Annotated in this window: 19 protein-coding genes; 7 read left to right on the top strand and 12 right to left on the bottom strand. The window is 71.0% G+C overall.

The genetic code is table 11. The features are described from left to right. Positions 1-29: 29 nt before the first annotated feature. Positions 30-473 carry a universal stress protein gene (locus GTW40_RS12095; protein ID WP_161180169.1) on the bottom strand — a complete coding sequence of 148 codons (444 nt, stop codon included), beginning with the start codon at positions 471-473 and terminating at the stop codon, positions 30-32. 346 nt (positions 474-819) lie between these two features. On the opposite strand from GTW40_RS12095, the gene GTW40_RS12090 reads away from it, so the two are divergent. Then, the gene (locus GTW40_RS12090) at positions 820-2247 is read left to right on the top strand and encodes an alkaline phosphatase family protein (RefSeq protein ID WP_161180168.1); all 1428 of its coding nucleotides are present in this window, start codon (positions 820-822) and stop codon (positions 2245-2247) included. A gap of 240 nt (positions 2248-2487) precedes the next feature. On the opposite strand, the gene GTW40_RS12085 is transcribed toward GTW40_RS12090, so the two are convergent. Next, on the bottom strand, positions 2488-3084 hold the full coding sequence (locus tag GTW40_RS12085; protein ID WP_343245671.1) for a ScbR family autoregulator-binding transcription factor: 597 nt from the start codon (positions 3082-3084) through the stop codon (positions 2488-2490). 541 nt (positions 3085-3625) lie between these two features. Here GTW40_RS12085 and GTW40_RS12080 point away from each other — a divergent pair. Further along, complete coding sequence (locus GTW40_RS12080; protein WP_161180167.1) at positions 3626-4354, top strand: HAD family phosphatase; 729 nt, start codon at positions 3626-3628, stop codon at positions 4352-4354. A 46-nt stretch (positions 4355-4400) separates the two neighbouring features. Here GTW40_RS12080 and GTW40_RS12075 read toward each other — a convergent pair whose 3' ends face one another. Both GTW40_RS12075 and GTW40_RS12070 read right to left on the bottom strand, forming a co-directional pair. After that, entirely contained in the window at positions 4401-6146 is a 1746-nt protein-coding gene (locus GTW40_RS12075; RefSeq protein WP_237525468.1) for a TerD family protein, read from the bottom strand. Positions 6147-6291: 145 nt separating this feature from the next. Continuing rightward, positions 6292-6852, bottom strand: a complete 561-nt coding sequence (locus GTW40_RS12070) for a DUF3761 domain-containing protein (protein ID WP_343245670.1) — start codon at positions 6850-6852, stop codon at positions 6292-6294. A 269-nt stretch (positions 6853-7121) separates the two neighbouring features. Between GTW40_RS12070 and GTW40_RS12065 the strand changes: the two genes are divergently transcribed. Beyond that, positions 7122-7739, top strand: a complete 618-nt coding sequence (locus tag GTW40_RS12065) for a TOPRIM nucleotidyl transferase/hydrolase domain-containing protein (protein WP_161180166.1) — start codon at positions 7122-7124, stop codon at positions 7737-7739. 12 nt (positions 7740-7751) lie between these two features. Here GTW40_RS12065 and GTW40_RS12060 read toward each other — a convergent pair whose 3' ends face one another. Beyond that, positions 7752-8507, bottom strand: coding sequence for an SDR family oxidoreductase (locus GTW40_RS12060; protein ID WP_161180165.1), 756 nt, complete (start codon positions 8505-8507; stop codon positions 7752-7754). A 111-nt stretch (positions 8508-8618) separates the two neighbouring features. Here GTW40_RS12060 and GTW40_RS12055 point away from each other — a divergent pair, with 111 nt between their 5' ends. Next, positions 8619-9230 carry a TetR/AcrR family transcriptional regulator gene (locus tag GTW40_RS12055; protein ID WP_161180164.1) on the top strand — a complete coding sequence of 204 codons (612 nt, stop codon included), beginning with the start codon at positions 8619-8621 and terminating at the stop codon, positions 9228-9230. A gap of 33 nt (positions 9231-9263) precedes the next feature. Here GTW40_RS12055 and sbnA read toward each other — a convergent pair whose 3' ends face one another. From sbnA to GTW40_RS12020, 7 genes are all read right to left on the bottom strand, one after another. Further along, entirely contained in the window at positions 9264-10298 is a 1035-nt protein-coding gene (gene sbnA / locus GTW40_RS12050; protein WP_161180163.1) for a 2,3-diaminopropionate biosynthesis protein SbnA, read from the bottom strand. Positions 10299-10337: 39 nt separating this feature from the next. After that, positions 10338-11408, bottom strand: a complete 1071-nt coding sequence (sbnB, locus tag GTW40_RS12045) for a 2,3-diaminopropionate biosynthesis protein SbnB (protein WP_161180162.1) — start codon at positions 11406-11408, stop codon at positions 10338-10340. Beyond that, a complete protein-coding gene (locus GTW40_RS12040; RefSeq protein WP_161180161.1) occupies positions 11405-12409 on the bottom strand; it encodes a TauD/TfdA family dioxygenase in 1005 nt (334 codons plus the stop codon). Before GTW40_RS12040 ends, sbnB begins: the two co-directional genes overlap by 4 nt. Before the next feature lie 73 nt (positions 12410-12482). Beyond that, positions 12483-15767: an amino acid adenylation domain-containing protein gene (locus tag GTW40_RS12035; protein ID WP_161180160.1), complete on the bottom strand. Its 3285-nt coding sequence runs from the start codon at positions 15765-15767 to the stop codon at positions 12483-12485. A gap of 11 nt (positions 15768-15778) precedes the next feature. Continuing rightward, positions 15779-18385, bottom strand: a complete 2607-nt coding sequence (locus GTW40_RS12030; protein ID WP_161180159.1) for a Pls/PosA family non-ribosomal peptide synthetase — start codon at positions 18383-18385, stop codon at positions 15779-15781. A gap of 274 nt (positions 18386-18659) precedes the next feature. Beyond that, positions 18660-20003 carry an MFS transporter gene (locus tag GTW40_RS12025; RefSeq protein ID WP_161180175.1) on the bottom strand — a complete coding sequence of 448 codons (1344 nt, stop codon included), beginning with the start codon at positions 20001-20003 and terminating at the stop codon, positions 18660-18662. Between the two features lie 64 nt (positions 20004-20067). Further along, positions 20068-20550 carry a MarR family transcriptional regulator gene (locus GTW40_RS12020; RefSeq protein WP_237525467.1) on the bottom strand — a complete coding sequence of 161 codons (483 nt, stop codon included), beginning with the start codon at positions 20548-20550 and terminating at the stop codon, positions 20068-20070. Positions 20551-20730: 180 nt separating this feature from the next. On the opposite strand from GTW40_RS12020, the gene GTW40_RS12015 reads away from it, so the two are divergent. From GTW40_RS12015 to dnaK, 3 genes are all read left to right on the top strand, one after another. Continuing rightward, the gene (locus GTW40_RS12015) at positions 20731-21462 is read left to right on the top strand and encodes an MgtC/SapB family protein (protein WP_161180158.1); all 732 of its coding nucleotides are present in this window, start codon (positions 20731-20733) and stop codon (positions 21460-21462) included. Between the two features lie 70 nt (positions 21463-21532). After that, a complete protein-coding gene (locus tag GTW40_RS12010; RefSeq protein WP_161180157.1) occupies positions 21533-21955 on the top strand; it encodes a hypothetical protein in 423 nt (140 codons plus the stop codon). Between the two features lie 73 nt (positions 21956-22028). Further along, the coding region (gene dnaK / locus GTW40_RS12005) for a molecular chaperone DnaK (RefSeq protein WP_161180156.1) at positions 22029-23571 on the top strand (1543 nt) is incomplete at its 3' end.

Raw genomic sequence — 23571 nt, 5'->3', positions numbered from 1 at the left:
GCCCCGCTCAAAGCAGCCTCGGCCCGCTGTCAGGCAGCCTCGGCCCGCACGATCACCACCGGGCAGCTCGCGTGGTGCGACAGATGCTGGCTGACCGAGCCGAGCAGCGCGCGGGCGAACCCGCCCCGCCCCCGGCTGCCGACCACCAGCGCCTCGGCCCCCTCGGCGGCGCGCAGCAGCACGTCGGGGGCGTTGCCGTGCACCAGATGCATCTGGACCGCGTCGAAGGCATCCCCGCCGAGCACCTCGGTCAGCTCGCGCCGCATCCGGTCGCGGGCCTCCTCGGCGTCGACGTCCATGTCCACGGCGGGCGCCGACCAGCCGTACAGCCCCGGCAGCTCCCATACGGCGACCGCCTCGACGGTGCCGCCGATCAGACCGGCGTAGCGCGTGGCCCAGCGCAGGGCCGCGTACGAGGACGGTGACCCGTCGATGCCGACGACGACCCTCGGCCTGGAGACACCCTCGTCCATCTGTCACACCTCTCGCCCGACCGGTCGCACTCTCCTCTCCACGCTGCGCGAGGCGTCGCCGCACCGCCAGAGATGGGCCTCCGAGCGCATGACGGACACGCCCGTTCGGCCGAGCGCGCCCGTCCGCCGGTCGGCAGCCCCCATGTGCGGCACACCCATTCGGGGGCCCGCTCCTGACCACATCCGCCCTACATGCCAGGCCCACGCTTTCCCCTCCGTTGACCACATGTTCACCACCCACCCCTGACGCGTCACGCCCTCCCGGGCGGAGAGTGTTCGGCGGCCCGTGGTTCCACCCGGGCCGCTGTCGTTCGGGAGTGCTTCTCTCGCTCAAGAAGGGGTACACATGGCCGAGTTGACTCGTCGTAGAGTCCTGGGTTCGGCCGCGGGCGCGCTGGGTGCCGCCGCGGCGATCTCCCTCCTGCCGCCGAGCGTCCAGAAGGCCGTGGCCGCCGGGCCGCCCGGGCGCGGTTCGCTGCGCGACATCGAGCACGTCGTCATGCTGATGCAGGAGAACAGGTCCTTCGACCACTACTTCGGCACGCTCTCGGGGGTCCGCGGCTTCGCCGACCGGCACGCCCTCACTCTGGACAACGGTGACTCCGTCTTCTACCAGCCGGACACCGTGAACCCGAAGGGATACTTACTCCCCTTCCACCTCGACACCCACACGTCGAGCGCCCAGGCCATCCCGTCCACCAGTCACGCCTGGTCCGTGCAGCACCAGGCGTGGAACAACGGCAAGATGGACCAGTGGCTGCCCGCCCACCGCAAGGCCGACGGCGCCAACGGCCCCTATGTGATGGGGTACTACACGCGCGAGGACATCCCGTTCCAGTTCGCGCTCGCCGAGACCTTCACGGTCTGCGACAACTACTTCTGCTCGGTGATGGGGCCGACCTGGCCCAACCGCCTGATGTGGATGACCGGTTCGATCGACCCGTCGGGCCGGAACGGCGGCCCGGTCATCAGCAACAAGGCACCGTCGCCGTACCGCTGGACGACGTACGCCGAACGGCTCCAGGCGGCCGGGGTCAGCTGGAAGGTGTACCAGCAGGACGACGACTACGGCTGCAACATGCTGGAGCAGTTCGCCGCCTTCCGCGACGCGCAGCCCGGTTCGGAGCTGTACGAGCGTGGTGTACGTCCGCAGCCCGAGGGCACCTTCGAGGACGACGCCCACAACGACCGTCTTCCTGCGGTGAGCTGGATCATGCCGACGAGCTACCAGTCGGAGCACCCCGACTATCTCCCGGCGGCCGGTGCCGACTTCGTCGCCTCGAAGATCGAGGCCATCGCGTCCAACCCGAAGGTGTGGCGCAAGACCGCCTTCATCCTCAACTATGACGAGAACGACGGCCTGTTCGACCATGTGGTCCCGCCGACCGCGCCGCAGGGCACGCCGGACGAGTTCATCCAGGGCCTGCCGATCGGGGGCGGTTTCCGCGTCCCGGCGATCGTCATCTCCCCCTGGACCGTCGGCGGCTGGGTCGCCTCCGAGGCGTTCGACCACACCTCGGCGCTGCGGTTCCTGGAACGGTTCACCGGGGTCGAGGAACCGAACATCAGCGCCTGGCGCCGGGAGACCTTCGGCGACCTCACGACCGCCTTCCGCTTCCGCGACAGCCACCGCCGCCCGCCCCTGCTGCCGCACGACACGGCCGAGCAGCTGGAGAAGGCGAAGGAAGAGGTGGCCACGCTGCCGAAGCCCACGCTGCCCGAGGAGGAACAGACCTTCCCGCGCCAGGAGCGGGGCCACCGCCCCCATGTGTGACAGTCCCATGTGGGGCAGCTCCATGTGTGACGCCCACATGTCCGGCTCCCACCGGTGCGCCGCCCACGTATGCGGCCACCACATGTGGGTCGACCACATGTGGCACGCCCCCATCCGTCACGCCCACATGTGACGACCATGACGCGTTCCGGACGGTTCACGCCCTCCGGAACGCGTCCACGCACCCCCGCACTCGCCCCACGCACCACACGACCACGCCACTCCAGCCGTCCCGCCCCGTCACCGCGCCGCCCGCAACACCGGCAGCGTCAGCTGCCACCAGTCCGCCACTCGGTCGTTGACGGTCGCCGCGCCCTCGATGGCCTCGGTCAGCGAGCAGAGGCCGAAGAACGCGCGGACCAGGGCGCGGGCGGCCCGGGCGGGCCGGACATGGGCGGCCAGGTCGCCGGTGACCCGCGCCTGGGCGAGCAGCCGTGTGACGGCGGCCGTCCAGAGGCCGAAGGGGTCGGGGAGCGTGACGTTGATGGTGTCGCGCTCGGCCCACAGGCGGGCGCCCGCGCGGGTCACGGGGTCCTCGGCCAGGGACTGGGCGATGTCGTAACTCAGGGCGACGAGCCGGTCCATCGGCGGCACCGCCTCGTCGGCGTAGCGCGGGGCGAGCTCCGGCCAGTTGGCGAAACGGTCCTGGACGACGGCGAGGGCGATGCCCTCCTTGCTGGCGTAGTGGAAGTAGATGGACCCGCTCGTGCGGCCCGACCTGGCGCTTATGTCGTTCACGCTGGTGCCCGCGTAGCCGCGTTCGGCGAAGAGTCCGGCCGCCGCTTCCAGGAGTGATCTGCGGGTTGCTCTCGCCCGTTCCTGCAACGTCCCGTCCACCCTCGCTCAGCCTGCGTGACTGCGGAGAATGTAGTGCGCCCGCGTGCGCCCGGAGCGCCCTATAGCCATACTCGCGCGGTTATTGCGTATTTCTTTCGAGGATGAACGCCGACGAGTGGCAATCGGCCCGATCCGCCGCCCTTTCGACACCGGGCCCGCACTCGACGCCTGCACGCGGCACGCCCTGAACCACCCAGGCCCACCCGGCGATCATGCCTCAACTCCCCCCGGAACAAGTCACTTTGAGGGCAGATGCCACCATCTCACCACACACCGCTCCCCCATGCCTCATACACCTCGCCACCCACCTCCGTCGATAACTCCTTGTAGTCATTGCACGGCTCTCCGGCGCGAAAATAACGTAACGAGTGCGATGTTTCCGTTTGGTCATGGAAGACCAGGAATGCCCGCATTCTCCGCGCTCAGGCACGCAGGCTCCGCCGAGCAGGCGCACATTCCCGGCGCGTCCGGCACGCGGGACACCGCCAGACCGACACCGCGGCCATGCCGCGCGCGACTGCTCGCTCCCCAGGAGGCCACCGTGACCACCACGGCCCATCCCCTCTTCAACTGGTCCCCCGGTGCCGTCGTCTTCGACTGCGACGGCACCCTGATGGACAGCGAACGTCACTGGCAGGACGCCCGCGGCCGGGCGTTCCGGGACTTCGGGCTCCGTACGCCCTCGGGGTTCGCGGAGCGGGCCAAGGGCGTGCACTACGCCGACTGCGGGCGGCTCATGGCCGAGTCGGCGCACAAGCCCGAGCTGACCGCCGACCTCACGACCGCCCTCCTCCGCCACTTCCTGGCGCTCGTCGCCGACGACCCGGTGACGATGCCGGGCGCCGTCGAGCTGGTGCGCTCGCTCTCCGGCCGGCTGCCGCTGGCGGTGGCCAGCAACTGCCCGGCGGAGGTGGTGGAGGGCAGCCTGGAACGGGCGGGGCTGCGGGAGCACTTCCGGTACGTCGTCGTACCGTCCACGGGGCCGGACGGCGCGGTACGCCCCAAGCCCTGGCCGGACGTGTACGCCACCGCGGCCCGCCTCTGCGGCGTTTCCCCGGAGCGGGCGCTGGCGGTCGAGGACTCCCTGACCGGCATGGAATCGGCACGCCGGGCCGGACTGCGGGTCGTCGCGCTCGGCCCCCGCCCGCACGACGCCCAGGCGGAACACACGGAACACGCCGACCTGTGGGTACCGGCCCTGCACAGCCCCGAACTGCTGGACTGGGCCGCCTCCTGGGCACCTACGGCGTCGGGCGGCGACGTCGAATAGCCCCCGGCCCCCGCCCCCGCCCGACCGGAAACCTGTCAGGGCGCCGCTAGGAGACGTCGACGCCGTGGGCGCGGGCAAGTCCTTCGAGTCCGTCGGCCCAGCCCTGGCCGAGGGCGCGCAGCTTCCACACCGGCCGACCCGCCGTCGTGTGCCGGTACACCTCGGCGACGGCCATGGCGCGGACGCCGGGGTCGGCGGGCGGCTGGAAGCTCCACGTCTGGCCGGTGCCGCTGTCCAGGTTCAGGGTGGCATGGGTGAGGGCACCACAGGTCAGGCCCGTGTCGACGTCCATGTTCAGGGCGATGGTGACGCGGTGGATGTGCGGGGACAGCGCGGCGGGGCGCAGGGACGCGCGCTCGACCGTGTACGGCCCCTCGGTCTCCTTGCCCAGGAGCCGGGCCGCGCCCGAGGCGCCGTCGGGCTGGTTGTAGAAGACGAAGTCCTCGTCACCGGCGACCCGGCCGTCCGCGCCGGTCAGGAAGAGCGTCAGATCGGCGTCGGCGCCCGCGAACTCGAAGGCGATGCGCAACTCCTGCCAGGCTTCCTCGGGGAGGACGACGCTCTGTCCCTGGGCGAGCGTGGTCGCGGGAGCACGGCCCTGCGGTGCGGCCTGCTGCTTCCACTCGGCGAAGGGGCGGATGCGATAGGGATCCGGGAGGGTGGCGGAGTGCGCGTCGGGCACGTTCGCGCGCAGGTCGCCGTCCAGCCCCGCCAGGGTCGCTTCGCCGGTCACGGAGTCGCCCGCGTCGCCCGCTGAATCGTCCTGGGCGCTTTCGAGGAGGCTGCGCAGACCGGGCAACCTGCTCACGTCCAGCGGCTTGAGGGTGCTGGACAGGTTCCCGGCGAGGGTGGTGGTGACCGCGCAGACGACGCCCTGGCCGATGTCGAGGAAGCGCAGCGCGTCCTCGGTCTGCTGCCAGGGTCCGGCCTCGATCGCCTGGCGCGTCCAGCGGCCGTAGGCCACGAACCCGAGCCGCTGGGTGTTCGGCAGGCGGGTGAGGACGGCGAGGTCGATCGCGGTGATGCCCGGCGCGGTGGCGAACGCCTCCTTCAGCGTGGCGACGATGTTGGAGCCCATGGCGGTGAGCCACCACAGGGTGCGGTCCCGTTTGGTGAGCTTCTTGAGGGTGGGGCGGCCGGTGGGCGTGACGCCGGGCGTCTGGTCGGGCAGGGCGTCGATGTCCGGCTGTCGCATCACGACGGAGAGGACCGAGCCGTCGACGCCCACCGCGCAGCCCGAGGCGGGGTTGTCCGCGAAGGCGTGGTTGACCGCCCCGCACACGGTCTCCTCGTCGTTGGCGATCAGGGACCTCCACCACTGGTCGGCCTCGGCGACGAGCCCGGTGTACGCCTCGCGCAGCCTGCCCTCCTCGGCGGCGAGGTAGCCGAGGGCGTCCTCCTCGGCATGCCGCTTGGCCGCGTTGCGCGCGCTGCGCGCGAACACCCCGAGCCCGGCGAGGTGATGAGCCTGCGCCTCCGCCAACGCCCAGGCCAGGTGCAGCCGTTGCGGTTCGGGCACCACGGGCGGTGTCAGCGTCGGGAAGGACTCGAGATGGACGTTGGTCATCTGCCGCCGCAGCTCCTGCAACTCGGCGATGGCCGCGTCTCGTTGGGCTTCCTGCTGCGCCCGCTCGGCCTGGCGGCGGGCCCGCTCCAGCTGAGCGGCCGAGGGGGCCACGGTCCGGCGTCCCGCCTGAGGGCGACGGCCGCCGCGCGACGAGCCGGCCGCCTGGAACGGCCCGACGCCGGAGGAGATCCGGGTGCCTCCGCTGCCCGTGCTGACGCGCGCCATCCGGGGTCCGACGGAGGCGCGCACGCCTCGCGTCGAGACCCGCACGCTCATCCCGGGTACGCCCACACGAAAGCCGAAGCCCACGGTTCTCCTCTTGTCCTTGACTCTTGTCCTTGACCGGGTCGGGCCGCTGACGAAGCCGTGCCTATCTGAAGAAGATGGCGACGCCGCCGTGGTGCGAGCAGGCGCCCTGGTGATGGGCGGCGAAGCTGTAAGAGCCGTCGTTGCACTGGGCGGTGGCCCCGCCGGGGTGGGACGTACCGCCTCCGGAGGCGGAGGAGCCGCCCGACGAGGAGCCGCCGCCCGAGGTCGAGGACCCGCCGCCGGAGGAGGAGCCGCCGCCCGAGGTGGAGGAGCCGCCGGAGGACGAGCCGCCGCCCGAAGTGGTGGACTTGGCGGCCGAGTTGCCCGAGGCGGGCTGTGCCGTCTTGGTCACCGTGACCGTCGGACGCGGCTCGGGCGTCGCGGTGACCGTGACGGTCGGCGCCGGTGCGGGCGTCTGCGTCGCGGTGACGGTGACCTTCGGGCGCGGCGCTCCGTCGCTGGCCGAACTAGATCCCCCGCCGCCGATGGCGGACCCGGCGACGAGCAGGGCGATGCCGCCCGCCCATACGCGCTTGCGCTTGTACAGCGGCCGGATGTCGGGCATACGGACCGGTTCGGGCGGCTGGACACCCCACGGCTGACCCGGCTGATACTGACTCACGCGAAGACCCCCCACGACGAACACCGGCCACTTGCGGCCCGGACAGTTGAGGACTTTACAAAATCTCCTCACGACATGTGCACCCTCGTTACACAACCGGGACAACACGCGGCACCGAACCGATCACACCGCGCAAGCATCCGGACGGTGCCGGAAGGGACACCCCGGGCGATGCCGGACCGAGCACCCGGCCGAGCACCTGACCGGCCGACCGGCCGGTCGGCCGAAAATCCCTGCCGTGACGGCCGATGAGGGCGGAGACTCGTGTCATGGCTGACATGGGGGCGTTCCGGGAGGCGGCGATCGCGTGGGCGGCCGGTGGGCCCGGCGACCGGGCGTGCGAACTGGCCGGGCAACTGCCCGTGCGGACCGTCGTCCTGCTCGAAGGGCCGAGCGACGCGGCGGCGGTCGACGCACTGGCCGCGCGCCGGGGACGGGATCTGGCGGCCGAGGGAATCTGTGTGCTGCCGATGGGCGGCGCGACGAACGTCGGGCGCTTCGCCCGGCTCCTGGGACCGCCCGGCCTGGGCCTGCGCCTCACGGGACTGTGCGACGAGGCGGAGCGCCGCTACTACGTCCGCGCCCTGAGACAGTCCGCCGCCACGCACCAGGGATTCTTCGTCTGCGCGGCGGACCTGGAGGACGAACTGATCCGCGCCCTGGGCGTCTCCCGGGTGACGGAACTCATCCGGACCGAGGGCGACTTGCGCCCCCTGCAGACCTTCCTGCGCCAGCCGGAACAGCGGGAACGCACTCCGCAGCAGCAGTTGCGCCGCTTCCTCGGTACGAAGAAGGGCCGCAAGATCCATTACGGCCGCGTCCTCACCGAGGCCCTCGACCCGGACGACACCCCCGCCCCACTGGCGGAGTTGATGGCCGGCCTCTGACAAGCGCAGCCGCTACACCGCCGCATACCCCCCGTCCACGGTGAGCGTGGCGCCGTGGATGTGTGACGCCTCGTCACTCGCCAGGAAGGCGACGGCGGCGGCCACTTCGGCGGGAGTGCCACCGCGCCGGGCGGGCGTCCGCGCGAGGATCGGGGCCAGGTGTTCCTCCATCGCCGCCACCTTCTCGGTCAAAGTGGGGCCTGGGGCAACGGTGTTGACCCGGACGCCGTGCGGACCGTACTCGGCCGCCCACGACATGGTGAGGGAGTGCACGGCCGCCTTGGTCATGCTGTAGAGCGCCGAATGCGCCGAGCCCCGCAGGCCGTTGATGGAGCCGAGGTTGACCACGGCACCGTGTCCCCGCTCGGCCATGGGCGGGGCCAGCAGGCCGGTGAGGAGGAACACCGACCGCACGCTGACCGCGAGCGCCTGGTCGATGGTCTCCTGCGGCACGTCGGCGGTGGGGGTGGGCGCGAGGAGGAGCGCCGCGTTGTTCACGAGGATGTCGATCCGGCCGCCCGCCGCGTCGAGCGCGTCGGCGGCGAAGCGGCGGATCACATCGGCGCCGCCGGACAGATCGGCCCCGACGAAGGCCGCCGCGCCGCCGTCCTTCTCGATGCGGGCCACGACCTCCGCGCCGCGCCGTTCGTCGCGTCCGCCGACGACGACGAACGCGCCCTCGGCGGCGAGCGTCGTCGCGATGGCGGCGCCGAGGCCCGTGGTGGAACCGGTGACCAGGGCCGTGCGCCCGGTGAACCGCTCAGTCATGATGCCGTGCCTTCCGTGCGGGACCGGTTCCGCGTGGGGAACCGGCCGGGGACGCCCAAGCTGCCACCCGAAAAATGGACCCGCAAGTCCAGAAAATGGCAGGATGGCGACATGGCACGACGACTCACCGCCAAGGGCACGGCCACCCGTCAGCGCATCGTCGAGGGAGCCGCCGAGGAAATCCGTGAGCGCGGCGCGACCGAGACGACCCTGGACGACATCCGCGCCCGCACGGCCACCAGCAAGAGCCAGCTCTTCCACTACTTCCCGGGCGGCAAGGAGGAGTTGCTGCTCGCCGTCGCGCGGCACGAGGCCGACCGCGTCCTGTCCGACCAGCAGCCCCACCTCGGCGCGCTCACCTCATGGCGGGCCTGGTGGGACTGGCGGGACGCGGTGGTCGACCGCTATCGCGCACAGGGGCAGCGCTGTCCGCTGGGCACGCTCACCTCGCGGCTGCCCCAAGCCTCGCCCGGGGCGCAGGCCGTCACCGCCGAGCTTCTGGCCTCGTGGGAGGCGCAGATCGCGGCCGGGGTACGGGCCATGCGGGACCGGGGCGAGATCCCGCCCGGTGTCGACGCCGGTCGTACGGCGGCTGCCCTGCTCGCCGCGATCCAGGGCGGTGTGTCGATCCTGATGTCGACCGGCTCGCTCACGCACCTGGAGGCGGCGCTGGACCTGGGCATCGAGCGGCTGCTCGGCGCGCCCGCGCGCTCGACGGACTGACCGGGTCCGGCGCGGGCGCGACATCACATGGCGTCACGGCCAGCGGTCGGGCTCGCGGGGGGCCGGGTCGTCCGGCTCCAGGGTGGCGGCGAGCTCGCCGTCCAGGATCTGGGCGCCGTCCAGGATCTCGTCGCCGTAGAGGTCCTGGAGCCAGTTGGTCTGGTAGATGGTGTCGAGGTAGCGCTCGCCGAGGTCGGGGGCGATGGCGACGGCGGTGATGTCGGGGGTGCCGTGGCGCGACAGCCATTCCGACGCGCCACTGACCACCGTGCCCGTGGAGCCGCCGAACAGGAAACCGCGCCGGGCCATGCGGTGGCAGGCCCGGATCGTGTCGGCCTCCTCGACCCGGACCACCTCGTTGACGTACGACTCGTCGAGGAGCGGGGGTCTCATGCTCATGCCGAGCCCGGGGATCATGCGGCGGCCGGGTTCGCCGCCGAAGGCGACCGAGCCGACGCTGTCCACGGCGACGATGCGCACCGGCCGGTGCCACTGCCGGAAGTAGCGGGCGCAGCCCATCAGGGTTCCGGCGGTGCCCGTGCCGACGAACAGCACGTCCAGACGCGGGAAGTGGCGGGCGATCTGCGGTGCGGTGGTGCGGTAGTGGGCCTGCCAGTTGCCGGGGTTGGTGTACTGGCTGAGCCACACGTACCGGTCGTCGGAGGCGCACAGCGAGCGGACGTACTCGAGCCGGGTGCCCAGGAAACCGCCGTTCTCGTCCAGGTCGGCCACGATGTGGACCCGGCTGCCGAGGGCCTCCATGAGCAGCCGGGTCGACAGGTTGCACCGGGAGTCCGTCACGCACAGGAACCGGTAGCCCTTGCTCGCGGCGATCATGCTGAGGGCGACGCCCAGGTTGCCGGACGAGGATTCGACGATGACGGAGTCCGGCTTCAGGATGCCGTCCCGTTCGGCGCTCTCCACCATCTCGTTCGCGGCCTTGAGCTTGATGGAGCCCGCGAAGTTGAAGCCCTCGCACTTCAGATAGAGGGGGTGGTCGACGACCGACTTGAGGTCGACGAAGAGGTGGCCTTCGTTGAAGTCATGGGGAGCGGATATGACGGGCACGGTGGGCCTCCTGGTACCGGGGACGGGTGGCGGACCGACTCAGCCGTACCGGCGCAGGTCGTGGAAGAAGTGGTCGATGACGCGGAGGTCGCCGGATCTCGTCGCCTGGTCGTAGACGTACTTGCCGACGGCGAGGTCGAGGACGCCGAGTCCGAACGGCGAGAAGATCACCGGCCGGTCGGCGGGCGGGGCGGACCGGCCGAGCATCACGTCGTTGAGCGTGCCGTTGAGGAAGTCCCGGTCGCCGGTGCGCTGTTCGACCAGGTGGGGGGAGGTGTCGGCCTTGAGGCAGTGCTCGACGTCGTCGACGAAGTTGGCCGAGGCCAGCAGGACTTCGGGGGCGAGGTCGCGCAGGGAGATGTGCAGGACCACGGGATTGTGCTTGAACAGGGCGGGGTCGGTGACGTGGGGCTCGCCCGCGATGGTGGCGAAGACGACCAGGTCGCTGTCGCGGATCAGGTCCTCGGGCCGCTCGTGGAGGGTGACTTGGGCGGTGGTCCCGCTCTGTTCCAGGTAGCCGCGGAACCCGGCGGCGCTGTCGGCGGCGACGTCGTGCACGCCGATGGCGTCGAACACCCAGCCGGTACCGGCGAGGAACGTGTGGATGTAGCGGGCGATCAGGCCCGTGCCGAAGAAGCCGACGCGGGTCGGGCGCTGCCGGGTGCGGCTGAGCCAGTCGGCGGCCAGCGCGGCCGAGGCCGCCGTCCTGGTCGCGCTGATGATGGAGCTCTCCAGGCAGGCGAACGGGTAGCCGGTCACCGGGTCGTTGAGGATGAGCACTGCCGAGGCGCGCGGCAGCCCGGAGCGGACGTTGTCCGGGAAGCTGGAGATCCACTTGATGCCGTCGACGCCCTCGGAGCCGCCGAGGGAGGCGGGGAGCGCGATGATGCGCGAGCTGGGGCGGTCGGGGAAGCGCAGGAAGTACGAGGGCGGGTTGACCGACTCCCCGGCGCCGTGCAACCGGTAGGTGGCCTCGACCAGTTCGGTGATCTGCTTCTCGCGTCCTTCGAGCGCCTGGCGCACCTGGTCGCCGGAGATCACGGCGAAGGAGGGCACCGAGGGCGGCTCGGGCGCCACCGGGTGTGCGGGGGTGGTGAGCTGGCTGGTCATCGCGTGCCCTCCTGCGGGGTCGGGGCGCCGTCGGCCAGACGGCGGGGCTCGGCCATGCCGACGAGCACCTGCCGGTCTCCGGTGAAGGGCTCCCGGCTGTGCGCGGTACGGATGTTGTCGACGAGCAGCAGGTCACCGGCCTGCCAGGGCTCGCGCCTGGTGTGCTTCTCGTAGGTGTCGTTGAGCACCTGGACGACGTCCTCGCCGATCGGACTTCCGTCGCCGAAGCGGGTGTTGAACGGCAGGCCGTCCTCGCCGTACTCGTCCACCAGGTACTCGCGGACCTCCGGGGCGAGCGTCCACTCGTTGAGGAAGGCGATCTGGTTGAACCAGCACCGCTCGCCGGTGACCGGGTGGCGGACCACGGCCGGGCGGCGCTGCGCGGTGCGCAGGGAGCCGTCGGGCTGCCAGGTGAAGTCGATGGCGTGGGCCCGGCAGTAGCGCTCGATCTCGGCGCGGTCGGCGGTGCCGAAGGACTCCTCCAGGGTGGCGCCGATCTCGTCGTTGTAGGAGCGGGTCAGCAGCCAGCCCTCGCGCTCGAAGCGTTCGGTGACGTCGGCGGGGAGCGCCCGCAGGATCTCCGTCGCGTCCGCCACGGCCGTGGCGCCGCCTTGTTCGGGTGCGGTCAGGCAGGCGAAGAGCATCAGGCCGGGCGGTTCGAGGGTGTAGCTCAGCTCGTGGTGCATGCACATCGGCTGGTTGGCCGGCCAGGCCGTGGAGGAGTAGAGCCCCGGGCCGAACTCCTGGCGGGGCGCGAAGGATTCCCGCTCCGTCAGCAGACCGCCGGTCAGCCGGGAGAAGACGGCACCCACCTGTTCCGTGTCGCGCAGCCCCAGACCACGGATCAGCAGCGCCCCGTGCTCGGTGACCTGAGTGCGCAGCACCTCGCGGTACTGGGCCGCCCAACTCGCCACGTCGGCGGGGGTGTCGACGTGAGCCACCGCCGGTCGGTCCGGCCGCGACTCGACATCGAGCGGTGCGGCCAGGGATGAGGTCGACATCTCGGTTCTTCCTTTCGGTTGCCGCGGCACGGCGGGGTCGGTCGTCGGGTTCGGGAGAGAAAGGGCAGGAGGTTCAGGAGGGCGTCGGCGAGGCGACGGCGGCGAGGACCGCCTTGGCCGCCTCGTCGGGGCGCAGACGGGTGAAGTAGTGGCCCCCGTCGGGGAGTTCGTGCAGGTCCACGCGCTCGGCCAGGAGCCGCCAGTCCCGGTGGGCGTCGGCGTGTCCGGCCGTGTACGGGTCGTCGGCGGACACGACGACCGTCACCGGGGCCGCGAGCCTGGCCCGGGGCGGGTTCTCCAGGGCGTCGCAGAAGTAGCGGTGCGCGGAGAGGCAGTCGTGCCGGTAGGCGGCGCCGACGCGTCCGGCGTGCGGCGCGTCGAGTTCGGCCAGCTCGGTGTAACCGCCTTCCGAGGCCAGCCGGGCCGCGACGGCGGTGTCGTCCCGGCCCTCCAACTCGGCGATGGAGGCGTGCCGTTCGGCCAGCGTGCCGGGCAACTGCGCCGCCAGGAACAGCCGGGTCACCTCGATCCCGCGTTCCTGGAGGATGCGGGCGGTCTCGACGGCCGGTGCGGTGCCCGACGAGTGGCCCCACAGCATGACCCGGGTCAGCCCGCGTGCGGTGATCTCGTCGGCGACCCGTCGCGCCACCTCGGGAATCGGGGCGAACGGCTCCTGGTGGGCGGCGAGATCGTGCCCCGGCAGCTCCACCGCGAGGACCTGGGTGCCGGAGGCCGCGAGCGCACTGGCCATCGGCTGGTAGTTGACGGCGTTGCCGCCCGCGTAGGGGAAGCACACGAGCGTGTTCTCCGGTGTTCCGGCCGGCTCCGACAGCGGCTGGAGAAGTTCGGTGCGCAGGCCGGTCGCGTCGGTGCGCGAGCCGCTCGCGTCGGTGCGCGTACCGCTCGCGCCGTCGAGGAGGACGGCCAGGTCGGCGAGGACCGGATGGCGGGTGATGTCCTTGAGGGACACCGCGCGGTCGAGCGCGATCGTGAGCTTCACCGCCGTGAGGGAGGTGCCGCCGGAGTCGAAGAAGTGGTCGGTGCGTCCGATCCGTTGCTCGGACAGGCCCAGCAACTCGGCCCAGATGGCCGCGAGTCTGCGCTCGGCCGGGGTGCGCGGGGTGTCACCGGCGTCCTCCCGCGCGGGCGCGCTCCGCTCGGCCAGCGCGGTCAGCGCCTTCCGGTCGGTCTTGCCGTTGGCGGTCAACGGCAGGGCGGACTGCCAGTGGAAGGCGGACGGCACCATGTAGGCGGGCAGGTCGGCGGCGAGCGCGTCGCGCAGCGTGTCCACGGGGAGCTGCTGCCCGGAGTAGAAGGCGATCAGGTGCTTGCCCTGTCCGGGCCGGTCGGCGACGACCACCGCGCCGTCGCGCACACCGGGCACCCGCAGCAGGGTGTTCTCGATCTCCCCGATCTCGATGCGGAAGCCGCGGATCTTGACCTGGTTGTCCCGGCGCCCGAGGAACTCCAGCTTGCCGCCGGGGTGCCAGCGGCCCCAGTCACCGCCCAGGTAGAGCCGCTCGCCGGGACGGTAGGGGTCGTCCAGGTACGCCTCACGGGTCCGTTCGGGGTCGTTGACGTAGCCCCGGCCGACGCAGACGCCGGAGAAGGCGATGAGGCCGGGGGCGCCGAGCGGGACCAGGTCCAGCCGCTCGTCCACGACGTACACGCGCACGTTGTTGACCGCTCGCCCCAGCAGTACGCGCTCACAGGGGCCGTCGATGATCTCGTGGTTGGTGTCGTCCGAAGTCTCGGTCAGGCCATAGGCGTTGACCAGCTTGATCGCGGGCTGGACGGCGAACCAGCGCTGCGTGAGTTCCGGCTTCAGCGCCTCGCCGGTCACCGACACACAGCGCAGATCGGGGAGTTCGCGGGGGTGCTGCTCCAAGTAGGAGACCAGGACCTCCAGATAGGAGGGCACGAGTTGGGTGACGCCGACCCGGGCCTCGGTCAGTGTGTCGACGAAGCACTCCACGTCGACGAGCACGTCCTGGCCGACCAGCAGTGTCCGGCCGCCGACGAGCAGCCCGGACACCAGCTGCCACAGGGAGATGTCGAAGCACTGTGGTGCCGTCTGGGCCACCGTGTCGCCCTCGCCGATGCCCAGGTCGTCGATCTTGGCGAAGAGGTGGTTGACCATGCCCGCGTGCTCGCACATCGCTCCCTTCGGTTCACCGGTGGAGCCGGAGGTGAAGTAGATGTAGGCGAGTTGGCTGGGGTCCACCGCGACACCGGGGTCGTCGTCGGCGTGCGGCTCGGCGTACGCGTCCTCGACGAGCAGCTTCTCCGTCTCGGGGACGGTGGCGAGCGCCTGGTCGAGGGTGTCGGTGCTGCCCTTCTCGGTCAGCACCAGCCGGCACCCGGCCCGGGACAGCGTGGCCGCGATCCGGCCGGGCGGGAAGTGCGGTTCGATCGGCAGATAGGCGCCGCCCGCCTTGAGGACCGCGAGGGTCGCGGCCAGCCAGTCGAGATTCCGTTCGGTGACGACCGCGACCACGTCCTCGCGGTCCAGGCCCCGGACGAGCAGCGCGCGGGCCAACCGGTTGGCGCGGGCGTTGAGTTCGCCGTACGTCCACTGCCGCTCGCCCTGCACCGCGGCCACCGCGTCCGGGTGGGTCCGGGCACGCCGCTCGAAGAGTTCGTGCGCCCGCGCGTCGGGGAGCTCCCGCTCGGGACCGGCCAGCCCCTCCAGCAGCTCGCGCGTCTCCCGCGCCGACAGCAGGCTCTGCCGGGTGTGTTCGGCGTCCGGGTCCGTGGTCATCAGGTTCAGCGCCGTGAGGTGGTAGCCCGCGATACGAGCCGCGCTCCCCGTGTACAGGACATCCGTTCGGTAGCGCAGCCGCAGCGTCGGTGCTCCCCCGTTCCCGGCCCAGCCCACGTGCAGCACGACGTCGTCGGCGAGGGTGCCGTCGCCCGCTCCGCAGGTGACCTCGTACGACGGTTCGGCGAGGGCCAGTTCGTGCCGGAGCGCGGCCACCGGGAAGTCCCGGTGCGCGAGTACGTCGGCCTGTGCGCGGTGTGCCGCCGCGACCAGGTCGCGCCAGGTGCCTGGGGCGGCGGAGAGGCGGAGCGGCAGGGGTTCGCCGGTCGCGTCGGCGAGGTGGCCCGTGACCACGTCCTGTTCGCCGGAGAGGGCGGCCAGTACCTTGGCGTGGACCGCCGACAGGAGGGTGTCGAAGGGCACTTGGAGTTCACGTGCCAGTGCGTGCACGGCGTCCGCCAGGGCTCCGGGCAGGGGCACCTCGTACTCGGCCACGCCGGATGCCGGGTCCCCGGTCCACCTCGGGACCTGGGTGCGGCCTCCGGCGGTGAGTATCCGGGTCCAGAAGTCCCGGTCCGCCTCCACGTGCGCTTCCATCGATTGCTCCCTCAACTCACGGTCGTTGCGGCGGTGTTGTCCAGGGACGGGGGTGTTCTTCGGCCGGGTCCGGCGGGTGGCACCGCGGTCTCGGGCAGGTCGGCGGCGGGGTTGCCGCCCCAGCGCGCGTGCGGGGGGACCTCCTCGCCCTTCATCAGGAAGGAGTCGGGCGCGAGCACGGCGCCGTCGCCCACCTTCACGCCGTAGTGCACATGCGCGGCGACGCCCAGCGTGCAGTCGGCGCCGATCCTGGTGATGGCGGACTTGAAGGTGCCGTCCTCCTGCGAGTGGCACTGGATCTTGCAACCGGCGTTCAGCGTGGCTCCGTCACCGATGGCGGTGAGGGTGCGCTCGGTGATGTAGGCGCCGTCGTCGAACACCCCGCGCCCGATGCGGACGCCCATCAGACGCCAGATCAGGGTCTTGTAGGGGGTGCCGTTGAAGATGTTCAGGTGCTGGTCCGGGATCTTCCACAGCCGCTCCTGCTTCCAGAAGGAGGGGTCGTAGATGGAGCACAGCATGGGGCGCAGTCTGCGGAAGGACAGCAGGCAGCGTTCCACGACGATGTAGTAGAGCGTGGACAGCAGCAGCGTCAGCGCCATGTATCCGGCGATCACGAAGTGCCCGACCATGCCGTACAGGTTCACGGTGGCCAGGGCCAGGAGGGTGAGCGCGAGGACGTGCAGCCAGCGCACGAACAGCATCAGGGCCATCGAGCGCAGGTTGTAGCGGTTCTTCGCGGCGAGGCGGCGGCGCAGCACGTCACCGCTTCTGAGGTGGTCGAACCGTGCGTCGCGCTCCACCGTGCGGGGGATCTCGAAGCACGGCGAGCCGAGCAGTCCGACGCCTTCGCGGACCTCGCCGTCCAGGGGCACCATCACCTTGGTGGCCAGCAGGCAGTTCTCGCCGGTCCGGCCGCCGGTGGGGTAGGCGATGTTGTTGCCGAGGAAGTTGTGCGCGCCGATCGTCGCCCGCGACAGGCGGAACGAGGTCGCCGAGTAGTCCGCGTTGATGACGGAGAGCCCGTCGGCCACCATCGTGCCGCTGCCCACGGTGACCAGCAGCGGGCTCTCGTGCTGCACCTCGGTGCCGAAGTTCGAGCCGGTCTGCTCGACGTGCGAGAGGTCGTAACCGATGGCGCGCAGGTAGTTCACGATGTACGAGCTGTCGCCGAAGAGCCACGCGAAGAACTTGACGTTGGTCATGCGCGCGGTCGCCCGGTGCACCGCGTACTGGAAGCCGTAGAGCGGGTACACGCGGTCCGGGCGGACGACGAGGCTCAGCAGGCGCGGCAGCGTGCACAGCGCGGCGAAGCCCAGGACGACGAAGCCCGCGAAGAGGACCAGGGAGAGGATCAGCGAGTCCCACGCCAGCTCGGACAGCGTCAGCGCGGCCGTGGGCTCCAGGCGTTTGCGGATCGCCGGTACCTCGGTGAACAGCATGTACATCCCGCCCACACCCAACGGGATGTACAGCAGGAGCAGCTGGAGCAGGGAGGCGCAGCCGAACCAGGTCCGGCGCAGGGCGCCGCAGGGGGCGGGAGCGACCCGCAGATAGTCGACCTCGGTCGCTTGAGCGGGCGAGCCGTGCCGGTGCTCTCCGTCCGGGACGGACTGGCCCCGGTGCAGGGAGGAGGAGTGACCGAGCTGCGCGCCGTCGCCCATCGACGTGTCGATGTCCAGGATGGTCTTCTCGCCGATGTACACATCGCGGCCGAGGGTGATCCGGCCGGTCTGGATGCGTCCCGTGTGTGCCCGGTAGCCGAGCAGGAACGTGTCCTTGCGGACGATGGTGCCGGAGCCGATCGTCACCAGGTCGGTGCAGACCGGCATCGAGTGGGAGAGGACCGTGACGCCCTTGCCGATCCGCGCGCCAAGCGCCCGCAAATACAGCACGTACAGCGGATTTCCGACGAAGAGCAGCATCGGATTGGCGTGGAGCAGTGATTTGACGACCCAGAAACGCAGGTACGCGGCACTCCATACGGGGAATTCGGTGGATTTCCAGCGGCCGATCAATAGCCATTTGGCGACGACCGGTACGGCGCACAGCACCAGGAATCCGGCACCACCGAACAGCAGTGACCGCAGATAGATGTCCCACAGCCCCGAACCTGCGGCGACCCATTCGTATCCGGCGGCGGTGCTGAATCCGGCGACCAGTGAATAGCCCAGGAAGCACAGCGTCTGGAAAGTTCCGCACAGGACACGAGAGGTCCGGCTCGCCCGCTTCACCGGTTCCGGCGGTGTCGCCCGCACCAGCGGTGCGACGGAGGCGGGGGTCGCTGCGAGGGTCTGGGCGGACCGGTCGAGCGCCGTCGCCAGGCTGCGGAGCGTGGGGTGCTGGTAGATGTCCTTCATGGACGGGGAGGGCAGATCTCCGCGTTTGCGGACCCGCGCGCAGAATTGCGCCATGACCAGGGAATTCGCTCCGAGGTCGGCGAAGAAATCGCCGTCGGGGGAAATACTCTCGACCCCTACGACACCGGCCAGCACTTCCGCGAGGCGCGTTTCGGTGTCCGTTCTTGCCGGACCGGGGCTGTCGCACCTGGTGACGGCGCCGCCTTCCGGGCCCTCCCTGTCTATCTCCGGGTGGACCTCCGAGGACTGCTCCACCATTTGATCTCCTCGAAGAGGTCTGGATCGCTGGCCGCTTCAGTTTCGGCCCGCGACCGCGAGGCTGCCACTCCGAGTCGATCACCCCGGGCACGGGAATACGCCTGGCAAGCCCGTGATCCCTGGGTGCACGCGTATGAGCGGCACTCCAGGGATCACCTGAACGGCGGAGCCCGGGACGGGGCGGACAGGCGGTGCTCAGGCGGCCGCTTCGAGTGACCGCGCCCGACCGGTACGGGGAGTCACGCGGCGGGTCCGCGGGGACGCACGCCGAGGGTTATTTCGCCGTCCGCGCGTCGGCTGCCGTCGCCCGGCCCAGGGTGCGGTCGAACACCGTGAGCAGCAGGTAGAGCGCGCCGGCGCCGAGCATGACCCAGGCGAGGTGGTGCATTCCGGCGGTGTCGGCGTGTCGGCCGAAGGACGCGGCGGTCGCGGAGGAGGCGACCATCGAGCCGAGGTAGGCGAAGGTGCGCAGCAGTCCGGCCGAGGAGGCGATGCGGTCGGGGTCGGCCTGGAAGTAGACGGAGTTCTGGAGGGCCAGGTTGTTCAGCCCCTGCGGGATGCCGAAGACGAGGGCGACCAGCGGCAGCGTCCAGAACGGGCTCTTCCCGGTGAGCGTGAGGATCAGCAGGCAGGCGACGATCTGCCCGACCGCGCCGAGCAGCAGCTTCCCGCGCACCCCCTTGCGGCGCCCGGAGACGATCGAGACCCCGATGGCCATGAGGAACATGGGGATCTGCGCCAGCCCGGCGTGGAAGGGGCTCAGCCCGTAGCCCTCCTCGGTCCACTGGCTGAAGCCGTAGAGGAAGGCGTAGGAGACGACGTACGCGACGAGCGCGCGGCCGTACGTCGCGATCAGCGGCGTGTTGCCGCCGAGGACCCGCAGGTCGATGAAGGGGTCGGCGGCCCGCAGTTCCCGCAGCGCGAAGGCGGTTCCCGCGGCGACGGCGATCAGCAGCAGATACCCGTCACGCAGATGCAGGTTCATCAGGAAGAGCAGCAACGAGGTCAGCGTCGCGGCGAACAGGGCCATGCCGGGCAGGTCGAGCCGGGCGACGGCCGCGGACCCGGGCTCGGCCGTACGAGGAGCGGATCTGGGCAGCCGCCACAGGCCGAGCAGTACGGCGACGACGGCCAGCGGGACGTTCAGCGCGAAGGTGGCGCGCCAGCCGCCGACCGCGATCAGCAGGCCGCCGAGCAGCGGGCCGACGACGGCGATGGTCTGGTTGGCGACCGCGAGCGCGGTCAGTACCCCGCCGGGACTGTCGTGGCCGGTGCGCCGGGCCTCGCTGCGCAGCAGGGCCATCGCGGCGGGATAGCCCGCGCAGGTACCGAACCCGAGCAGGACGCGCGCGACGATCAGCACCCCGAGGTTCGGCGCGAGGGTGCCGACGACACCGGCGACACCGACGAGGCTCGTGCTGATCAGGAACAGCCTGCGCGGCCCGAACAGGTCGATGAGCCGCCCCACGACGGGCTGTCCGAGCGAGGTGGCCAGGTAGAGCGCGGAGACGAGCCAGGCGGTCTGGGAGACGGGCGCGCCGAGCGCGGCACCGATCGGAACGAGCGCGACGGAGATGATCGTCGAGTTGATGGGGTTCAGGACGGAGCCCAGCATCATCGGCGGCAGCAGCCGCCGGTCGAAGCCGGGCCGGTCCGTCCCGGGTATCGCGTCCGTCTTCGCGTCAGTCACGGGTCAGCCGCTCCAGTACGGCCATGGCGGCGATCACGGTCTGCCGCTCGCCCTCGGTGCACCTCTCCAGCAGCCGCTCCGCGAGCCATTCGGTACGGGCCTGGCGTCCCTCCTCCACGCGGCGCCTGCCCTCGTCCGTCAGCAAAATCAGCAGACGGCGCCCGTCGTCCGGATCGGGGTGGCGCTCCAGCAGCCCCATCGCGGCGAGCGCGGCGACGGTCGCGGTCATCGACTGGTGCCGTACGCCCTCGTCGGCGGCCAATTCACTCGCCGTGACACCACCCTTGTCCGAGAGGCGGGCCAGGACGGATGCCTGCCCCAGGGTGAGGTCGTCGACCTCGGACGCCTTCAGGATGCGGCGGCGCAGTCGGCTGATGACGGTCCGGACGTCGCGCGAGGCCTGGATCGCGGAGGCCGGCAGGCCCTGGATCGGGTCCGGGCTCAGGTCCGAGTTCGGGTTCGGGTGCTCACTCATGCGGCTTCTCACTCATGTGGTCCACCGTAATCTCTACAGTCTTGACTGTACAGCCTTACCTGTGCAGCGTGATCACGAAGACTCCGCAAGAGCTACCATCCGTGACACAACGCTTCCGGTGAGTCACGAGTGGTAAGGCTCTCCGGCCGGGTAGGCGTAGGGGCCGGAGTGGAGGTGCGCATGACCGGACTGGCCGTCTCGTTGTGGGACGTGAGTCATGGACAGGGACTGCGGCAGCTGGCGGAGCTGGGGCTGGCGCTGGTCCTGTCGAGTGTCATCGGCTGGGAGCGGGCGGCCCAGCAGAAGAGCGCGGGGCTGCGCACGCACACCCTGGTCGGCATCGCCAGCGCCCTGATGATGGAGGTCTCCCAGTACGGCTTCACCGATGTGCTGGGTCTGGAGCACGTCTCGTTCGACCCGTCGCGGGTGGCGGCCCAGATCGTCTCCGGGATCGGCTTCATCGGCGGCGGCATCATCTTCGTGCGCCGCGACGCCGTCCGCGGTCTGACCACGGCGGCCACGGTCTGGCTCACCTGCGCGGTCGGCATGGCCTGCGGCGGCGGGCTGCCGATCCTCGCCATCGCGGTCACCTTCCTGCACTTCCTCGTCGTGCGCGGCTACCCCCGCTTCGCCGCCGGGATGATGCCCAGTTCGACGCCCTCCGCCTACGAGCTGCACATGACCTACCGCACCGGCACCGCGCTCCTGCCCCGGCTGATGGAGACCTGCACCCGGCGCGGGTTCCGCATCACCCAGGTCAAGGTCGAGCGGCTGCCCGGACAGACCGATCCCGCCGCCCATGTCCTGCTCGAACTGGAGGGAACGGGCGACACCGGCGAGCTGACCTCGGAGCTGTTCCAGGATCCTGGCGTGATCGACGTCGGGCTCAACGCGTCCACGGACGACGACTGACATCCCCAGAGCGGCGTCCGGCACTCACGGACCGGCGCCCGGCCGCCTCCCGGCGGAGAATGGGAGGGCCATGGCACGGATGTCGGTCGACGGTGACGAGCTGGTCGTACGCCTGTCGCTGCGGGAGCGGGCGGCGGCCCGTCACGGCGATGTGCGCGTGCCGCTGGCGGCCGTCCGCCGGGTGACCGCCGAGCCCGGCTGGTGGCGTGCGCTGCGCGGAGTCCCCCTGCGTGGCACCGCGCGGATCGGGACGCGCGCCCATCAGGCCGGGACGGACTTCACCGTCGTACGGCCCGGCAAGCCCGTGGTGTGCGTCGAACTCCGGCCGCCCGCGCCGTACCGCCTCCTCGCCGTGTCCGTGCCGACCCTGACGGACGCCCGGAGTACGGCCGGGTCGCTGGGCCGGAGCGCGCCGGGGCTCGACACCTCCACGCGGTACCGGCAACCGCTCCCCGTCCCCGGTGAGGGCCCGCCCCGAGCCGCCCTGACATGAGGGACCGCAGGTTTCGTTCCGGGTTTCCCGGCAACCCGGTCGCCCGGGGCACAGGCGAGGAGGATGAGCCCAGATGACGCGTCCGGTCGGCATCGACCTCGGTACGACGAACTCGGTGGTCTCGGTCCTCGAAGGCGGGGAACCCACCGTCGTCACCAACACGGAAGGGGCGCGGACCACCCCGTCGGTCGTGGCCTTCGCCAAGAGCGGCGAGGTCCTGGTCGGCGAGGTCGCCAAGCGGCAGGCCGTGACGAACGTCGAGCGCACCGCGCGCTCCGTCAAACGGCATGTGGGCGACCACGGCTGGCGGTTCCCGGACCAGGGTGACATCGACGGCAGGCGGTACACCGCGCAGGAGATCTCCGCGCGCGTGCTGCAGAAGCTGAAGCGGGACGCGGAGGCGTACCTCGGCGAGGACGTCACCGACGCCGTGGTGACCGTACCCGCCTACTTCGACGACGCGCAGCGGCAGGCGACCAAGGAGGCAGGCGAGATCGCGGGCCTGAACGTCCTGCGGATCGTGAACGAGCCGACGGCGGCGGCGCTGGCGTACGGCCTGGACAAGGAGAACGACCAGACGGTCCTCGTCTTCGACCTCGGCGGCGGCACCTTCGACGTGTCACTCCTGGAGATCGGCGAGGGCGTCATCGAGGTCAAGGCCACCAACGGCGACACGCGTCTGGGCGGCGACGACTGGGACCAGCGGGTCGTCGACCACCTGGTCACGACGTTCAGGAACCATCACGGCATCGATCTCGCCAAGGACAAGATGGCCGTGCAGCGGCTGCGCGAGGCCGCCGAGAAGGCGAAGATCGAGCTGTCCAGCGCGACCGAGACCAACATCGCCCTGCCGTACATCAGCGCCTCCGCCGACGGTCCGATGCACCTGGAGGAGAAGCTGACCCGCGCCCAGTTCCAGCAACTGACGGAGGATCTGCTGGAGCGCTGCAAGGGGCCCTTCCACAACGCGGTCAAGGACGCCGGGATCAAGCTGGCCGACATCGACCATGTGATCCTGGTCGGCGGTTCGACCCGGATGCCGGCGGTGACGGAGCTGGTGCGCGAGCTGACCGGCAAGGACCCGCACAAGGGCGTCAACCCGGACGAGGTCGTGGCCGTCGGCGCCAGTCTCCAGGCGGGTGTCCTCAAGGGCGAGGTCAAGGACATCCTGCTGCTCGACGTGACCCCGCTGTCCCTGGGCATCGAGACCAAGGGCGGGATCATGACCAAGCTGATCGAGCGCAACACCACGATCCCGACGCGCCGTTCGGAGATCTTCACCACCGCCGAGGACAACCAGCCCTCGGTGAGCGTGCAGGTCTTCCAGGGCGAGCGGGAGATCGCGTCGTACAACAAGAAGCTCGGCATGTTCGAGCTGACCGGACTGCCGCCCGCGCCGCGTTCGGTGCCGCAGATCGAGGTGGCCTTCGACATCGACGCCAACGGGATCATGCACGTCTCCGCCAAGGACCTCGGCACCGGCAGGGAACAGAAGATGACCGTCACCGGCGGCTCGGCGCTGGCCAAGGGCGACATCGACCGCATGGTTCGCGAGGCCGAGCAGTACGCGGAGGAGGACCACCAGCGCCGCGAGGCCGCCGAGACCCGCAACCAGG

The organism is Streptomyces sp. SID4985 (assembly GCF_009863025.1).
Classification (GTDB): domain Bacteria; phylum Actinomycetota; class Actinomycetes; order Streptomycetales; family Streptomycetaceae; genus Streptomyces.
The sequence above is the reverse complement of the archived record's forward strand: the minus strand, read 5'-3'. Positions and strand labels throughout refer to the sequence as shown.

What these genes read in the sequence shown, in the direction of transcription:
- GTW40_RS12020 (WP_237525467.1), bottom strand. Translation starts at nt 20,550, where the DNA reads ATGAGTGAGCACCCGAACCCGAACTCGGACCTGAGCCCGGACCCGATC.
- GTW40_RS12095 (WP_161180169.1), bottom strand. Translation starts at nt 473, where the DNA reads ATGGACGAGGGTGTCTCCAGGCCGAGGGTCGTCGTCGGCATCGACGGG.
- GTW40_RS12055 (WP_161180164.1), top strand. Translation starts at nt 8,619, where the DNA reads ATGGCACGACGACTCACCGCCAAGGGCACGGCCACCCGTCAGCGCATC.
- GTW40_RS12015 (WP_161180158.1), top strand. Translation starts at nt 20,731, where the DNA reads ATGACCGGACTGGCCGTCTCGTTGTGGGACGTGAGTCATGGACAGGGA.
- sbnB (WP_161180162.1), bottom strand. Translation starts at nt 11,408, where the DNA reads ATGACCAGCCAGCTCACCACCCCCGCACACCCGGTGGCGCCCGAGCCG.
- GTW40_RS12030 (WP_161180159.1), bottom strand. Translation starts at nt 18,385, where the DNA reads ATGGTGGAGCAGTCCTCGGAGGTCCACCCGGAGATAGACAGGGAGGGC.
- GTW40_RS12040 (WP_161180161.1), bottom strand. Translation starts at nt 12,409, where the DNA reads ATGTCGACCTCATCCCTGGCCGCACCGCTCGATGTCGAGTCGCGGCCG.
- GTW40_RS12025 (WP_161180175.1), bottom strand. Translation starts at nt 20,003, where the DNA reads ATGATGCTGGGCTCCGTCCTGAACCCCATCAACTCGACGATCATCTCC.
- GTW40_RS12035 (WP_161180160.1), bottom strand. Translation starts at nt 15,767, where the DNA reads ATGGAAGCGCACGTGGAGGCGGACCGGGACTTCTGGACCCGGATACTC.
- GTW40_RS12065 (WP_161180166.1), top strand. Translation starts at nt 7,122, where the DNA reads ATGGCTGACATGGGGGCGTTCCGGGAGGCGGCGATCGCGTGGGCGGCC.
- GTW40_RS12075 (WP_237525468.1), bottom strand. Translation starts at nt 6,146, where the DNA reads ATGGCGCGCGTCAGCACGGGCAGCGGAGGCACCCGGATCTCCTCCGGC.
- GTW40_RS12090 (WP_161180168.1), top strand. Translation starts at nt 820, where the DNA reads ATGGCCGAGTTGACTCGTCGTAGAGTCCTGGGTTCGGCCGCGGGCGCG.
- GTW40_RS12010 (WP_161180157.1), top strand. Translation starts at nt 21,533, where the DNA reads ATGGCACGGATGTCGGTCGACGGTGACGAGCTGGTCGTACGCCTGTCG.
- GTW40_RS12060 (WP_161180165.1), bottom strand. Translation starts at nt 8,507, where the DNA reads ATGACTGAGCGGTTCACCGGGCGCACGGCCCTGGTCACCGGTTCCACC.